Below are 15,107 nucleotides of genomic sequence, written 5' to 3'. Positions count from 1 at the left end.
TGCCGTGACTATGTATAAATGTGACAAAACGTAACAGGTGCATGGTGAACTCACCCGGTTTCAGGTAGTTCAGTTTGTTTTCACACCACATCGCATACACTAACGACAATTTCCTTCGCAACCCGACTGACTGCCTATGCCCAACATGTCTGGCCACCGTTTTCTCACACGCCTGACCTGGCTCCTGTTCGCCGTGGTCATCCTGCTGATTGGTTTGACTTTGTGGCAAAGCCTGAAACAGATTGAACGCCTCTATCAAAGCGATACCCTCAACAGTGCCATCTACCTGCGGGATCGGTTCAAACGGACCGAAGTATTTCTGGAGGCGATGCGCGGGCAGGCTGAGGAGCGACTGCGCAGCGACCCCCAGTCGGTGCTCACCCGCCAGCTCTATCGCCATATCGAGGCGCTGCCAGAGGGGCTGGCTCTCGACAAGCTCCCCGGTGATTTGCCTGCCGGACTGGCAGGCAACCTCACCGGTGATGGCCCGCTGCCGCCCCCCGGCAGCGAGCGTGAGGCACGCATTCATCTGGCCCTGAGCCTCTCCCCCTTGCTTGCCACCGCCAGCCAGCGCCTTGGCAACGAGATCGCCTGGGTCTACTTCACCGGTGTGGACAACTTTATCTATCTCTACCCTTGGCAACCCTCCAGCCGGTTTCGCTTTTATCCCACCATCTACCAGAAGAGCTTCTGGCAAGATGCGCTGCACAGCACCAATCCGGACAAGAAGACCGTTCTCTCGCGCCCCTATGAGGACTTTATCGGGCGCGGCCCCATGGTCACCATGTCCCAGCCCCTCTACAAAGAGGGAACTCTGGTGGGAATGATCAACATGGATGTGCTGCTCGCCCGCCTGCAGCAGCAGCTCGATCAGATGACCCCGGCGCTGGGGGAATATCTGCTGCTCAATCAGTACCACCAGGTGCTGGCCAGCAGCGCGCGCCAACCCGTGGCGCCGCAAAACACCGAACCGACCGGCGAATATCAATGGCGGCAAGGCACATTGCAGCTGACCATGGCGATACCTGATACCCCGTTGCGGCTGGTGCACAGCGTGACCCTGCTACCGCTGGTGTGGGCCATGCTCTGCCAGTCCGCGCCGACCCTGCTCGCCATCCTCTTTATGCTGCTGGCCGTCCTCTCCAACCTGAGATCCCATCGCCTCAACGAGCGGCTCAACTACCTCTCCTGCCACGATGCCCTTACCGGCGCTTTCAACCGCCACTATGTGGTGCTACTGGAGCAGGCGGGAGAGCTGGCCCGGCTGCAAGCGGGGATCCTGATGTTCGATGCAGACCACTTCAAACGAGTCAATGACAACTTTGGCCATGCCGTGGGGGATATGGTGCTAATCCGGCTGGTGCAGATCTGCCAGCAGCAGCTTGGGCCCACAGACCGCCTGATCCGCTGGGGGGGCGAGGAGTTTCTGCTGCTGATTGGCCGCAGTGATGCAACACAGCTCGGCGAGCTGGCGGAGCGACTGAGAAAGGCGGTGGCAGATCACGACTGGGCCGCCATCGAACCCGAGCTAGAGGTCACCATCAGCCTCGGCTATCTCCCCCACCAGGAGAACCTTCCCCTGCACGAAGCGGTACGCCGCGCCGATGTGGCGCTCTATCAGGCCAAGGCCAACGGTCGCAACCGCAGCGAAAGATGGCAGGATGACGCCTCCTGACTCTCGGAGTAAGCTGAGCCCTCAACCCCTTTTTTGGAGGACTGTCGTGCCACGTAAACCCCGCGTTGGGCTCGCTCTCGGGAGCGGCGCCGCCAGAGGATGGGCCCATATCGGCGTCATCCGCGCCCTTGAACGTCTCGGCATCAAACCGGATTTGATCGCTGGCTGCTCCATCGGCAGCTTTGTCGGTGCCGCCTATGCCGCCGGAGAACTGGATCGGCTGGAAACCTGGGTGCGCGGCTTTACCCGCCTGCAGGTGGTCAGCCTGCTCGACCCGGCCCTCTCCGGCGGTCTGTTTCGCGGCGAAAAGGTGTTTGGTCTTGCCGCCAGCCATCTGGGGGATCCCGATCTCGAGAGCCTGCCCATCCCCTTCGCCTGCATCGCCACCGAGCTCGATACCGGCCGCGAGATCTGGCTGCAACAGGGCCCGCTGCGCCAGTCGGTGCGCGCCTCCTGTGGTATGCCGGGGATCCTAACCCCGACCCGGATCAACGACCGCTGGCTGGTCGATGGCGCCGTGGTCAATCCGGTGCCCATCTCGCTGGCCCGCGCCATGGGGGCCGAGGTGGTGATTGCGGTCAACCTCAACACCGATATGCACCAACCCTGGACCGACGAGCCGGATCAACCCGGCAGCGGCGGTCTGCTCAGCCAGTGGCTCAATCGCGGTGAATCCGCGCCAGCCACCCCCGGTCTGTGGAGCGTGATGAGTGGCTCCATCAACATCATGCAGGAGCGGATCACCCGCGCCCGGATGGCCGGTGACCCGCCGGAGATCCAGCTCTGCCCGCGCCTTGGCAGCTTCTCCATCATGGATTTTCATCGCGCCAGCGATGCTATCAACGAGGGGGAAGCCTGTGTCGAGCGCAATCTCGATCAGCTCAAGGATGAACTAGGCCGCCTCGGGTTGCTGGGCAGTTAGTTGTCGACATGCAGCGGTTTACACATGGAAAAAGCGCCATTCGGCGCTTTTTTTTCAACTTACTTACCCGGTTACTCCTTACGGTAGAAGAGCAACCCGAGCAGAATCACCCCCACAGAGACCAGCAGATAGAGTCCCAGACTGGGATTGGTGATACCGCCATACAGAATGATGAGCGCGCCCAGGGTGGCGCAGGTCGGGATCACAAACCGCTTTATCCAGCCCAACTCGGTAAAGGTGCGCATGTACCAGACATAGAGGAACAGATAGAGGCCATAAATCAGCACGATCGGCATCTCGTCCAGGGCGATGTAACGACCGAATGTCTCGTTGATGCTGCAGTACCACAGCACTGAGTAGATCACCGACAACAGCGCTGCCGCGAGGGCCGAGTTGATTGGCATGTGGTGATGCGGTTCGATACGGCTCATCCACTTGGGGGCTGGCCCCTGATTGCGGATCGCCAGCGAGAAGGGGATACGCATGGTCGCCAATACCAAACCATTGAGGGTGCCGAGGCAGGAGATAATCACGAACACGGTCAAAATGGTCGAGGCAGTCCCGCCAAACAGGCTGGTTGTCGCGAGATTAACCGCGTTATCCCCTTGCGCCACTATCTCGTCCGTCGGCAAGACGCTGGCGATCCCCAGAAAATAGGTGACATAGACCACAAAGACTATCAGGGTGCCAATCACCAGTGCTCTGGGCAGATTCTTCTTGGAATCGCGAATTTCGCTGTTGATGGTCACGGCGGCGATCCACCCCTCATAAGCGAAGGCGGTGGCAACCACGGCCGTGGCCAGCGTGCCTCCGGTGCTTCCTATCCCATCCATTGCCTGCACAAAGTTGGTCACGGTGACACCATTGAGCAAGCCTGAAATGGTGCCCACAATGGCAACCAGGATCAGCGGGATCAACTTGATCAGGGTAGAGCCCACTTGCAGCTTCCCCGCCAGGACCGGGGTGTAGAAGTTGATCAGATAGGTGACCGTCATATAGACAGCCGCCAGTATCCAGGTCGCACCAGAGTTGGTCGGATTATCACTACCAAGCAAGATCATGGTGTACAGAGCGGCGACCCAGGCAAGGATGGCGGAAAGAGGGGCGTAATAGAGTACGCCTTTGAACCACCCCACCAGATAACCAAACATTTTGCCGTATGCCGCTTCGGCATAATCGACGATACCGTTGGACTTTTCGATCCGCTGGGCAAACTCGGCAAACACCAGCGCGCCGAAGATCATCGAAAATGCCCCCAGCGCCCATGCCAGCAGCGCAATGGCCAGATTACCGCCAGTCAGACGCAGTACATCATCGGCCTTGAAGAAGACACCGGAGCCGATCACCACGCCGACCACCATCGCAATGGCAGTCATCAGGCCATAGCGTTTATCCAACTCATTACTGCTCATACCCATACTCCATACGATTGCTCATATCATCCTGAATGTAATAGTGTTCAGGTGGCCAGATACCACCAGGGGCCCACTTTTCGGGGCCGCTTATTCTCGTTGGCCTGCATGGATAATTCAAAGCGTGTTAGATCAAAATATCGATCGGCGACCCAAAAAAATACCGCCCGAAGGCGGCATTTCTATTCACATCGATGATCACGCCTTGGCGAGGTCATCCGGGCCAATCTGGCCGATTTCGGCGACTTTCTTGTCTGCCAGCAGCCAGAGGGTGAACTTGTGCAGATCCGGGTGGTGCGCCAGGGCAACCAGGAAGGCGCCCCCAACTTCACGGTAACCCAGCTCGTAGTTTTTCAGGGTTGTGGGGGGAACACCGAGCAAATCAGCAAACTTCGGACGGCTCAAACCGACCGCTTCACGGATCTGACGGATCTTCTTGCCAACAGTGACGATATTTGAATTCATAATGTTCCATACTCCGTTTGACGGATTAAATCCGTCTTTATTTTTCGCGACGACTCGTAGTCAAGTGTATCAGTTTTGTACGGACTCGTTATGGTCGAGCCTCTATCTTTATGAGCGCCTTTCGGCGACAACCCTTATCTTCAACGGGGGATGGTAATCGCTCAGCTGTCTCAGGTAAACAGTCTCGAAAAGAAACCTTTATTGTTGCCACCAGAATAACTCGTATAATCCGCCAGCTACCCATTAAGAGGAATAAGTATGGCGTTTCCCGGCATTATCTCTCGCCTGCACCCGGTTTCTGACCCGGCCCAATTGCAACAACAGCTCAGTCAAGGTGCACAATATCGTGCCGAAGCATTCTGGCTTCCGGCCTTGATGTCCAGCCAGGCCAGCGAGCTGTTGGCCGCCCTGCCGGAGAGCTGCAGCCTGTTTCTTGAACAGGAATCGCATAACCTACCCTTGCGCAGCCACGATGGTGCCCTGCATAACAATGAAGAGCTCACCACGGTAAATGGCCAGTCTATTGCGCTGGCAAGCGCCCCGGGTGATGGTGGTCTGGTAGCTGAATCGGGCATGTGCGAGATGGCCGACTGGCTGGAGGCGGGACACCGCCATTTCATCTGTTCAGCCGCGGTTCAGCCTGTGGCACGAGCCATCCTCAACATCTGGCCCCTGGATCCCTATCTGGCCCGCCACTACCTGATGGCGTTTACTCCCCTGCTGAAAAGTGCAACGGAAGCAGACTACCTCGAGGTGTTCACTGCCAGAGCAAACCCTGCCAACCCGCACTCCGACTGGGTTCAGGCCTATATGAAACTGGAAAAAAAACTGCACAGGGCCTATCTGGATCACTAATTAATCTGGATAAACAGCCATTTAAGGTCACGACACAATTTGCCACAAGGCTCATTTGTGAGCTTGATCATGTTTTAAAATCGGCATAGAGTGCGCCTCGTCATCGGAATGACATCAGTTGCCTGGCAGTGGTTTCTCACGCATTGCGTGCCATGCCAGCGCACTCGACACACCAGGAGAGTGTGCAACCCGGTTGTACCGGGTCATCTGCCAGACTCGACGCCAGCCGTACGGCGGAGCCTGCAGCTTACATAAATTACAAAGTGTGAAGCACGTGAATAACGTGCGATCTCAACGAGGATTTTTTTATGATGAAAATGGCTCCTTCCATGATCGCCATCGCCATGGCTGCTCTGGGTGCTACCGCTGCTCACGCCGCTGACGACATCTACTTCGGTGCCGGTGTCGGTGCTACTCACTTCAACGGCCTGAACAAGCTGGAAAGCACCAATGTAGGCCAGGAAGACGCGGCTGCCGCCAACGCCTTCATGGGTTACAACTTCACCGAAAACTTCGGTACCGAACTGGGCTACCAGTACACCGGTCGTGGCAACACCGACGGCAACCGTTACGAGAGCCAGGGTGCCACCCTGTCCGGTATCGCCCGTATGCCGGTTGGCAACGACTTCTCCCTGTTCGCTGAAGGCGGCGCCTACTGGGGTCACACCGACGGCCTGGGCACCAGCGACACTAAAGTTTCCCCGCTGGCTGGCGCCGGTGTGACCTACAAGGTAAATGACGCGCTGGATCTGCAAGCTCGTTACCGCTACATGTGGGACGTGGCTGACCTGCACGCCAACGGTGAGCGTTACAAGGCCAACCAGAGCATCGCTACTCTGGAAGCGGTATACCACCCGTTCCGCACTTCCTACGTAGCTCCGGTAGCTGCCCCGGTTGTTGAAGAAGCACCGGCTCCTGCTCCGCAAGTTGTAGAGAAGAACTTCGCACTGAACTCAGACGTGCTGTTTGCCTTTGGCAAAGAGACTCTGAAGCCGGAAGGCGTTGCAGCCCTGAATGCGCTGTACCAGCAGATCGTTGAGTTCCAGCCGAAAGATGGCAACGCTGTTGTTGTTGGTTACACCGACCGTATCGGTTCCGACGCGTACAACCAGAAGCTGTCTGAAGCCCGTGCCCGTACCGTTGCCAACTTCCTGGTGAGCAAAGGTATGGCTGCCAGCAAGGTTGCCATCGAAGGTCGTGGCGAAGCCAACCCGGTTACCGGCACCAAGTGCAACGGTATCACCGCTAAAGCTCAACTGATCTCCTGCCTGGCTCCGGATCGTCGCGTAGAAGTTCGCGTATCTGGCGTACAAGAAGTTCAGCAATAATCTGACCTCGTTCAGATAATGCAAAAGAAAGGGATGCTGCGGCATCCCTTTTTGTTTGCCTCATTCTCGCTTGCATCATCCCTCACTCCCGCCTCCCTACCCTTGCCTGCCCCGCCCCGAAAGCATAAAGTAGTTGCGCCTGTAAGGTATTGGATAAGCACTAAAAAGCGCTTCTTGTCCGGTCTGTTGTCCATGACGCCAATGCATCATGAGAGTCCAAAGCCTTCGCTATCCACTTTGCTGGCGATTTTTCGCAGCAATAAAAACAAGTGCATTGCCCGACATGGGCTAACACAACGAGGATAAACCGATGAAACTCAAAATGGCTCCTACCCTGATTGCACTGGCGCTGGCCGCCGCAGGCACCACAGCTCAGGCTGCCGATGACTGGTACACCGGTGTTGGTGCAGGCTGGGCATATGCCCACGGTCTGGATGATTTTGGCAAAGACACTGACAAAGACGCCACTGCGCTGAGCCTGTTCGGCGGTTACAACTTCAACGACTACTACGCAGCTGAACTGGGCTACCTCTACGCCGGTAAAGCGGGCGTTGACGGTGCCGATTTCAAAACCCAGGGTGCAACCCTCTCCGGTATCGCCCGCCTGCCACTGGGTGACATCTTCTCGGTGTTTGCCGAAGGTGGTGCCTACTTCAACCACGTCAACGGCAATGGCAACAGCGACAACGGCACTGCGCCGCTGGCCGGTCTGGGGGTGACAGCCAAGCTCTCCGACCTTATCGATGTGCAAGCCCGCTACCGCTACATGTGGAGTCTGGGTGACGAGCAGAAGACCTGGGAGAGCGACATGAGCGTCGCAACCCTGGAGCTGGTGATGCACCCGAACCGCACCACTTACGTGGCCCCCGCTCCGGCACCAGCACCCGAGCCAACCCCAGAACCTGTGGTGGTTGACAAGAACTTCGCCCTGAGCTCTGACGTGCTGTTTGCCTTTGGCAAATCCACCCTCAAGCCAGAAGGTGTCGCAGCGCTCAACACCCTGTATCAGCAGATCGTCGACGTACAGCCAAAAGATGGCAGTGCCGTGGTCGTCGGTTACACCGACCGTATCGGCACTGACGCCTACAACCAGAAACTCTCCGAAGCACGCGCCCGTACCGTAGCCGACTTCCTGGTTGGCAAGGGCCTGCCGGCTGGCAAAGTTGCCATCGAAGGCCGCGGTGAAGCCAATCCGGTCACAGGCACCCAGTGCAACAGCGTCAAGGGCAAGGCTCAGCTGATCTCCTGCCTGGCGCCGGATCGCCGCGTTGAAGTGCGCGTCACCGGTGTGCAACAAGTCACACAATAATCCTGATCACCTGGATAAGCAGGAGGCCATATGGCCTCCTTTTTATTGTCTTCCATGCCGCCCACCTCAGGCTATCTTTCCTCTTCCCGCATGGTTTCAGTGACATAGGTTCACTTATGGCCGCAATCCACACCTCTTGAGTGGTTAAATACAACCTGTCACCTATACATAAGTGTGGGGTTTGACCAACAAGCAGCCCCACTAAACCACACATCGACGAGGATACGCGATGAACATAAGATTAAAACCTGTGTGGATTGCACTGGCATTGGCGAGCACAGGCGCACAAGCGGTACCGGTCCATGACTGGTATGCCGGGATAGGCGGTGGCTGGGCGATAGCCCACGATCTGAATGATTTCAGCCAGGATGTCAGCAAGGATGCGACTGCGCTCTCCCTGTTTGGCGGCTACAACTTCACGGAGAACCTGGGCGCCGAAATTGGTTACCTCTCCACAGGTGACTGGGATATCAGCGGTCATGAGTTCAACAGCAAGGGAGCTACCCTGTCTGTGATTGGTCGTTTGCCGCTCAGCGAGATGTTCTCGGTGTTTGCCGAGGGTGGTGGCTATATCTATCACGTTGAATCGATCAATGGCGGGGACGACAACCTGGCACCGTTGGCAGGTCTGGGAGTGACGGCCCGGCTCCATGACTGGGTCGATCTCCAGGCCAGGTATCGTTATCTGGTCAGGGTCGGCGATGATCCTGACAATGACAAGGCAAACAGCGGCACCCAGCGTTGGGTCAGCGACATCAGCACAGCAACCCTGGAAGTAGTGATCCATCCCAATCGCAGCCAGCCGACAGAGCCGGCTCCCACGCCCGCACCGGTCGTGGTCCCCCCGCCACCGGCCGAACCGGAGGTGGTAGATCAGACCTTCAACCTCAGTTCCGATGTGTTGTTCGCCTTTGGCAAAGCGGACCTAAAACCGGAGGGGATGAGCGCGCTGGACGCTCTCTACCAGCAGATCGTCGATGTACAACCCAAGGATGGCAGTGCGGTGGTGATGGGATATACCGACCGTATCGGCTCGGATGCCAGCAATCAGAGGTTGTCAGAAGCTCGGGCCCAAACCGTTGCCGACTTTCTGATCAACAAAGGGCTGCCTGCCGACAAGGTAAGCATTCAGGGCAATGGCGAGAGCAATCCGGTCACCGGCAACCAGTGTGACGACATCAAGGCCAGAGCCGCCCTCATAGACTGCCTTGGGCCGGATCGCCGGGTCGAGGTGCGCGTCACCGGCGTACAGGGCGCCAGCGAGTAGTTGATCTTGAGGCGATAACCATGTCAGACGTGCAGTAAAAAGGGATGCCGAGGCATCCCTTTTGCTTTGCATCTTCTCGCAGAAATCAGAACGAGGTGCGGCGGTAGCGGCGATACTCCGGATGCCAGAAGTTGGCGTCGATGGCCTGATCGATCACCTCGTCCGGGGTCTGCACCGCCTTGCCCTGCAGCATGGCGGTCTTGGCCACCATCTTGGCGATGTAGCGGGAGACCTGATGGATATCCGCCAGATCCGGCAGCAGAGAACCCTCCTCCCCTTTCACCAGCGGCGAACACTCCGCCAGCGCGCGGCTGGCCGACATCAGCATGGCGTCGGTCACCCGGGTGGCGCCGGAGGCGATGACGCCAAGGCCGATCCCCGGGAAGATGAAGGAGTTGTTGCACTGGGCGATGACGTAGCGCTTGCCCTTGTGCTCCACCGGTGCAAACGGACTGCCGGTTGCCACCAGCGCCTGACCGTCGGTCCAGCGGATGAGGTCTGCCGGCGTCGCCTCGACCCGGGAGGTGGGGTTGGAGAGCGGGAAGATGATGGGACGGGCACAGTGCTTGTGCATGGTCTTGACCACCTCTTCGGTAAACAGCCCAGGCTGGCCGGATACCCCGATCAGGATGTCCGGGCGACCGTGCTCCATCACCTCCAGCAGGGAGATATTGTCCCCCACTGGCCAGTCTTTGATCCGCTCCACCGGCTGGGAGAGACGGCGCTGGAAGTCGAGCTGGTTGGGGATCTTGTCGGTGATAAGACCAAAGCGGTCCACCATAAAGACCCGGCTGCGGGCCTGCGCATCGGTCAGCCCTTCGGCCTTCATCTGCGCCACGATCTGCTCGGCGATACCGCAACCGGCGCTGCCCGCCCCGAGGAAGGCAACCCGCTTCTCGGAGAGCTTGGCGCCGGAGGCCTTGCAGGCGGCGATCAGGCTGCCCAAGGTCACCGCTGCAGTGCCCTGAATATCGTCGTTGAAGCAGCAGAGCTCGTTCTTGTAGCGGTTAAGCAGCGGCATGGCGTTGTTCTGGGCGAAGTCCTCGAACTGCAGCAGGATGTCGGGCCAGCGGCGTTTGACCGCCTGAATGAAGGCATCGACAAACTCGGCGTACTCATCCCCCGAGATACGCGGATTGCGCCACCCCATATAGAAGGGGTCATTCAGCAGTTGCTGGTTGTTGGTGCCGACATCCAACACCACCGGCAGGCAGTAGGCGGGCGAGATGCCACCACAGGCGGTGTAGAGGGAGAGCTTGCCGATGGGAATGCCCATGCCGCCGATCCCCTGATCACCCAGACCCAGGATCCGCTCGCCATCGGTCACTACGATCACCTTGACGTTCTGCTTGGTGGCGTTTTGCAGCATGTCATCGATCCTGTCCTTGTCCGGATAGGAGATAAACAGGCCACGGGCGCGGCGATAGATGTTGGAGAACTCCTCGCACGCCTTGCCCACCGTCGGGGTGTAGATGATGGGCAGCATCTCGGTCAAGTGGTTGTGCAGCAGACGGTAGAACAGCGTCTCGTTGGTATCCTGGATGTTGCGCAGATAGATGTGCTTGTCCATGTCGTTGCCAAACGCCATGAACTGGCGATAGGCACGCTCGGCCTGCTCTTCGATGGTCTCGATATTCTGGGGCAACAGACCTTCGAGGTTGAAGTTGCTGCGCTCTTCGCTGGTGAAGGCGCTGCCCTTGTTGAGCAAAGGGGTCTCCAGCAGGGCGGGACCGGCGTAGGGAATGTAGAGAGGACGTTTCTGGTTATTATCTTCAAACATGGATCTTGGTACCTAAACGGTTAGCTAGACGCAGGGACCCGCCGATCCTAGGGGCTTGTGTCATTAATTTCAAAGAGTTTGCACATCCGTTGCAAAAGGTTTGCGACCCAGTCGACGAAAGGCGCCGGGGGTCTGACCAGTCAGACGGCGAAAGCAGTTGGCAAAGTTGGCCCCATCGCTGTAACCGACCCGGGCCGCCAGCTCGCCAAGTGGCCAGTTGGTATAGAGCAGCAGCTGGCGTGCCTTGTTCATTCTGAGCTCGGTCACCCTCGCCATCGGCCCCATACCGAACACTTGCTGACAAAGCCGGTGCAGATGGGGGACGGAGCAGGCCATCTGTCGGGCCAACAGGGCGACACTCCAGGGCTCGTCCAGGCGCGCCTCCACCCGGCGAAACAGCGCCTGCAATCTGAGTTCAGGGGTACCGCGCACCTCCCCTTGCAGGGTACGCTCCAGCAGCGCCAGCAACAGGCTAAGCAGTTGGGGTTGCAGCGAAGATCGAACCCCTTCCCCCTGCATCAGGCTGAGCAGATGGTAGAGCTGATCGCCGCCATCCCCTTGCCAGATACGGTGGCCAAGGCAGTGCAGATGCTGCCAGCGCGGCACGTCATCGAGCAAAATCCAGCTGATCTGCCAGCTTTCGCCAATCAGCTTGAGACCACCGGGCACGGCGGCGGGCAGGAAAATCAGCGATCCGGCCGGAATGGCTTGCTCCCCCTCGTCGGTGAGCAGCGCGCCCCCCCCATCGTGACTCACCATCAGAATGTGAAACTCGGGGCGATTGCGGCGAATGAGGTAGTGATCCCGCACCCGGGATAGGCCGGTCAGGAAGATCCCCGCCTCGCCGAGCAGGGGCAGCCCTTCACGTCCCAGCATCTGCTCTTCACAGGCTGGCGCTATCTCCAGACACTCGCTGGCAAATGGCATAACACCTCAACAGGATAGTTTTACACAAGAAAATCGAGAGCTACTCACAGTGAGAAGAGCCTCGCTAGTCCCTATCATACCCCTGACAACCCTTGCTTTTCTCATACCCGGTTAACAACTATGAATTATTGGCAAGCGATTTTAAAACAAACCACCGATCGCGAGTTCATGACCCGATTGTGGCGACTGGCCCTGCCCGTCTCGCTGCAATCCATGATGTTCTCCCTGCTTGGCCTCATCGATATCATGATGGTGAGCCAGCTTGGTACCACAGCTGTGGCGGCGGTCGGCTTGGGTAACCGGGTCTTCTTCTTCAATCTGCTGGTGATAGCGGGCCTCGCGGGCGGGGTCTCGGTATTGGCAGCACAATACTTCGGGCGCGGGGAGATGGCCGGGGTACGCCGCTCCTTGGCGCTGGCCATAGTGGGCGCCCTGCTGGTCACCCTGCCCTTTGCCTTCATCTATGTGTTATCACCGGGCAGCGTGCTCGGCTTTGCCAGTCAGGATCCGGCGCTGCGGGCACTGGCGGATCAATTCTTGATGATCACCGGCGCCACCATCCTCTGTACCGCCATCGTGGTGCCGCTGGAATCAGCCCTGCGCTCGGTGGGCAATGCCGCCGCGCCGACCCGGATCGGCATTATCGCCATCATCGCCAACGTCATCCTCAACTACGCCCTCATCTTCGGTCACTTCGGCTTCGAGGCAATGGGGGTGGCCGGTTCGGCCTGGGGCACCACCATTTCCCGGCTGCTGCAGACAGCCCTGCTGCTGCTCTACGTAAAGCGTTATGAAGCGCGCCTGATCCCGCGCGCACCAGACTGGCTGGCCGCCTTCAAGCGCAAGGAGGTGGTGCGCTTTACCCTGATCGCCCTGCCGCTGCTGTTCCACGACGGCCTATGGGCCTTCGGCATGCTGATTTACGGCTTTCTCTATGCCCATCTTGGCACCGATTCGCTGGCCATCATGACCACACTCGGCACCCTGGAGAGCATCCTTATCTCCCTCTTCTTCGGACTGGCGGTGGCCTGCTCCACCCTGCTCGGCCACCGGCTCGGGGCCGAGGAGTACGAGGTCGCCTGGCAGCACTCCCAGCTGTTCCTGCTGCTGGCACCGATTGGCGCGCTACTGGTGGGGATCATCGTCTGGCTGCTGCAAGCCAACCTGTTGCAGTGGGTCGGCAACCTGCCCCTTGGGCTGATGACGGAGGCGGGTCAGGTGCTCGGCATCATGTGTCTCGGGATGCTGCTCAAGGTGTTCAACATGGTGGGGATCATCGGGGTGCTGCGCTCTGGCGGCGATGTTAACTACAGCATCTTTATCGACATCGTCGGCATGTGGTGCATCGGCATCCCGCTCGCCTGGGTGGCGGTCACGCTGCTCGGCTGGCCCCTCTCTTGGGTGGTGGCGGTGGTCTTGCTGGAGGAGCTCAGCAAGGTGTTGCTGGTGCAGCGCCGTATTCGCCAGCGCTGCTGGTTGAAGAATCTGGTGATCGGATAAACAGCCACAAATCGGGGTCATATCAATGACAGAAAAACCCTGTTTGCAGTATGCTGGGCGCCTCTTCAATCAGAGGCAGGGATCCACGATTTCCCTGTCCAGTAGTCGTTTAAGGAGACGAGCATGCAACCACAGAAAGAGCTGATCACCGAGACGGCCCTGCTTGAGATGGCCAACAAGATCATTAAAGAGCATGAAGACTTCATCCACGGTATGCGCGCCGATTCGGTGGAGCAGAAGGGGGATATTCTGGTGTTCAAGGGGGAGTATTTCCTGGCCGAAGATGGCACCCCGACCGGCAAGACCATGGCGGTCTTCAACATGTTCAAGCTGCTGGCCCAGCAACTCTCCGGCAAGTACAAGCTGGCCTGATCTAGCCAGCACATTGCCAACAGGATGCCGCCCTCAGGCGGCATCTGTTTTTGCGCGGTTCTGCCCCTCGACCACCACGCAGTTGCGTCCCGCCATCTTGGCCTGATAGAGACACTCGTCGGCACGGTTGATCAGAATATCGATGGTGTCATCGGAACGAGCCATGGCAATCCCGATACTCACCGTCACCTCCAGCAATTCGTCCGAGGTGGGGCTCTTCACCAGCCGCGCCTCGACGGCAATGCGCAGCCGCTCAGCCATTTTGCTCGCCAGTGCCGGATCGGCGCAGTTGTGCATCAGGATGGCAAACTCTTCGCCGCCATAGCGCCCCAGCACCATGTCAGGCTCCAGCTGCTCGCCCAGGGTGGTAGCCACCTCCTTGAGCACCGCATCCCCCGCCAGATGGCCGTAGATATCGTTGATCCGCTTGAAGCGATCGAGATCCAGCAGCATCACCGCAAAGGACTTCTTCTTGAGTTGCAGCCGGATTCTGGCCTGCTCCAGCTGCTTCATCAGCAGGCGGCGGTTCATCATGCCGGTCAGCTCATCGGTGGTCGATTCCCGATAGAGCCGCAGCAGCATGTTGAGTTGGCCGCACTGCACCCAGCAACTGGCCATGGTAAACATGCCGAGCACCCACACCTGATTCAGGGTGGCCTGACTCCAGATGCTCTGGCCCACCAGCAGCCAGTGGCCCAGCAGCATGGTCACCAGTACCACGCCTGCCAGTTGCAAACCGAGGGAGAGGGGGATGGGGAAGATGGCAAACAGGGTGATCAGCAGATAGGGAAAGGCCGCATAGCCCGCCTGCAACTCCTGTCCTACGCCAAAGCTGTTCAGGCAAAAGAGGGAGAAGAGCATCATCACGGCCATCAGGTAGCCAAGGGCCAGCTTCATTCGCTCTCGCTTGAAGTGGATGAGGTACGAGAGCGGAATAAGTGGCGAGAGCGCCAGGGTGCAGAAGATCCTTGCCTGGAATAGCTGCTCGAAATGAACGGCGGGCAAGGTCAACCAATCCACCACGGCCCAGGCGGGCAATCCAAGCATCAGCAGGCAGGTCAGCAGGCGCAAACGCACCGTCATAAAGCCCATGCGAGTACGAGTAAAGTCTTCGGAGTGAACCCTCGCACTCCAGAACTCTGACAACTTGAGCATCCAGAGTCTCCACGATGAATACTGAGGGCTCATTCTACACCTACAAAGTGGTAAAAATGTCATTAGCGGGGAGAATAAAAAGGAGAGGTCGGTCACACAAACCGACAGATGATAATCGCAGCGCGCAAACGTTTCAACCC

At 58.5% G+C, this 15,107-nt stretch carries 13 protein-coding genes; 8 read left to right on the top strand and 5 right to left on the bottom strand.

Annotated elements, in window-relative coordinates:
* Positions 1-136: 136 nt before the first annotated feature.
* Positions 137-1,675: a sensor domain-containing diguanylate cyclase gene (locus tag G5332_RS12190; protein ID WP_245097045.1), complete on the top strand. Its 1,539-nt coding sequence runs from the start codon at positions 137-139 to the stop codon at positions 1,673-1,675.
* A 46-nt stretch (positions 1,676-1,721) separates the two neighbouring features.
* Positions 1,722-2,597 carry a patatin-like phospholipase family protein gene (locus tag G5332_RS12185; RefSeq protein ID WP_100654262.1) on the top strand — a complete coding sequence of 292 codons (876 nt, stop codon included), beginning with the start codon at positions 1,722-1,724 and terminating at the stop codon, positions 2,595-2,597.
* 71 nt (positions 2,598-2,668) lie between these two features.
* On the opposite strand, the gene G5332_RS12180 is transcribed toward G5332_RS12185, so the two are convergent.
* Positions 2,669-4,009 (bottom strand): APC family permease, encoded by a 1,341-nt coding sequence (locus tag G5332_RS12180; RefSeq protein ID WP_421249690.1) that lies wholly within the window; start codon positions 4,007-4,009, stop codon positions 2,669-2,671.
* A gap of 198 nt (positions 4,010-4,207) precedes the next feature.
* Positions 4,208-4,474, bottom strand: coding sequence for a helix-turn-helix domain-containing protein (locus G5332_RS12175; RefSeq protein ID WP_005338367.1), 267 nt, complete (start codon positions 4,472-4,474; stop codon positions 4,208-4,210).
* A 258-nt stretch (positions 4,475-4,732) separates the two neighbouring features.
* On the opposite strand from G5332_RS12175, the gene G5332_RS12170 reads away from it, so the two are divergent.
* From G5332_RS12170 to G5332_RS12155, 4 genes are all read left to right on the top strand, one after another.
* Positions 4,733-5,329: a hypothetical protein gene (locus G5332_RS12170; RefSeq protein ID WP_421206210.1), complete on the top strand. Its 597-nt coding sequence runs from the start codon at positions 4,733-4,735 to the stop codon at positions 5,327-5,329.
* 308 nt (positions 5,330-5,637) lie between these two features.
* On the top strand, positions 5,638-6,657 hold the full coding sequence (gene ompA, locus G5332_RS12165) for a porin OmpA (protein WP_421206209.1): 1,020 nt from the start codon (positions 5,638-5,640) through the stop codon (positions 6,655-6,657).
* A gap of 310 nt (positions 6,658-6,967) precedes the next feature.
* Positions 6,968-7,966: a porin OmpA gene (gene ompA, locus G5332_RS12160; protein WP_216951824.1), complete on the top strand. Its 999-nt coding sequence runs from the start codon at positions 6,968-6,970 to the stop codon at positions 7,964-7,966.
* Between the two features lie 229 nt (positions 7,967-8,195).
* Entirely contained in the window at positions 8,196-9,233 is a 1,038-nt protein-coding gene (locus tag G5332_RS12155) for an OmpA family protein (RefSeq protein WP_421206207.1), read from the top strand.
* Between the two features lie 85 nt (positions 9,234-9,318).
* Here G5332_RS12155 and G5332_RS12150 read toward each other — a convergent pair whose 3' ends face one another.
* Positions 9,319-11,013, bottom strand: a complete 1,695-nt coding sequence (locus tag G5332_RS12150; protein ID WP_100654267.1) for an NAD-dependent malic enzyme — start codon at positions 11,011-11,013, stop codon at positions 9,319-9,321.
* Positions 11,014-11,082: 69 nt separating this feature from the next.
* The gene (locus tag G5332_RS12145) at positions 11,083-11,940 is read right to left on the bottom strand and encodes a helix-turn-helix transcriptional regulator (RefSeq protein WP_270904672.1); all 858 of its coding nucleotides are present in this window, start codon (positions 11,938-11,940) and stop codon (positions 11,083-11,085) included.
* 120 nt (positions 11,941-12,060) lie between these two features.
* On the opposite strand from G5332_RS12145, the gene G5332_RS12140 reads away from it, so the two are divergent.
* Positions 12,061-13,440 carry an MATE family efflux transporter gene (locus G5332_RS12140; RefSeq protein WP_407956428.1) on the top strand — a complete coding sequence of 460 codons (1,380 nt, stop codon included), beginning with the start codon at positions 12,061-12,063 and terminating at the stop codon, positions 13,438-13,440.
* A 123-nt stretch (positions 13,441-13,563) separates the two neighbouring features.
* Positions 13,564-13,812 carry a YciN family protein gene (locus G5332_RS12135; RefSeq protein ID WP_005338382.1) on the top strand — a complete coding sequence of 83 codons (249 nt, stop codon included), beginning with the start codon at positions 13,564-13,566 and terminating at the stop codon, positions 13,810-13,812.
* Positions 13,813-13,845: 33 nt separating this feature from the next.
* Here the strand turns inward: G5332_RS12135 and G5332_RS12130 are convergent, their stop codons facing one another.
* Positions 13,846-14,967 (bottom strand): GGDEF domain-containing protein, encoded by a 1,122-nt coding sequence (locus G5332_RS12130; RefSeq protein ID WP_421172541.1) that lies wholly within the window; start codon positions 14,965-14,967, stop codon positions 13,846-13,848.
* Between the last annotated feature and the right edge of the window lie 140 nt (positions 14,968-15,107).

This window comes from Aeromonas sp. 603757, from assembly GCF_049171255.1.
Lineage (GTDB): Bacteria > Pseudomonadota > Gammaproteobacteria > Enterobacterales > Aeromonadaceae > Aeromonas > Aeromonas veronii_A.
The sequence above is the reverse complement of the archived record's forward strand: the minus strand, read 5'-3'. Positions and strand labels throughout refer to the sequence as shown.

Bases quoted from the DNA above. Each gene is read 5' to 3' on its own strand.
- G5332_RS12180 (WP_421249690.1), bottom strand. From the start codon at position 4,009: ATGAGCAGTAATGAGTTGGATAAACGCTATGGCCTGATGACTGCCATT.
- G5332_RS12130 (WP_421172541.1), bottom strand. From the start codon at position 14,967: ATGCTCAAGTTGTCAGAGTTCTGGAGTGCGAGGGTTCACTCCGAAGAC.
- G5332_RS12175 (WP_005338367.1), bottom strand. From the start codon at position 4,474: ATGAATTCAAATATCGTCACTGTTGGCAAGAAGATCCGTCAGATCCGT.
- ompA (WP_421206209.1), top strand. From the start codon at position 5,638: ATGATGAAAATGGCTCCTTCCATGATCGCCATCGCCATGGCTGCTCTG.
- G5332_RS12140 (WP_407956428.1), top strand. From the start codon at position 12,061: ATGAATTATTGGCAAGCGATTTTAAAACAAACCACCGATCGCGAGTTC.
- G5332_RS12190 (WP_245097045.1), top strand. From the start codon at position 137: ATGCCCAACATGTCTGGCCACCGTTTTCTCACACGCCTGACCTGGCTC.
- G5332_RS12155 (WP_421206207.1), top strand. From the start codon at position 8,196: ATGAACATAAGATTAAAACCTGTGTGGATTGCACTGGCATTGGCGAGC.
- G5332_RS12150 (WP_100654267.1), bottom strand. From the start codon at position 11,013: ATGTTTGAAGATAATAACCAGAAACGTCCTCTCTACATTCCCTACGCC.
- ompA (WP_216951824.1), top strand. From the start codon at position 6,968: ATGAAACTCAAAATGGCTCCTACCCTGATTGCACTGGCGCTGGCCGCC.
- G5332_RS12145 (WP_270904672.1), bottom strand. From the start codon at position 11,940: ATGCCATTTGCCAGCGAGTGTCTGGAGATAGCGCCAGCCTGTGAAGAG.
- G5332_RS12135 (WP_005338382.1), top strand. From the start codon at position 13,564: ATGCAACCACAGAAAGAGCTGATCACCGAGACGGCCCTGCTTGAGATG.
- G5332_RS12170 (WP_421206210.1), top strand. From the start codon at position 4,733: ATGGCGTTTCCCGGCATTATCTCTCGCCTGCACCCGGTTTCTGACCCG.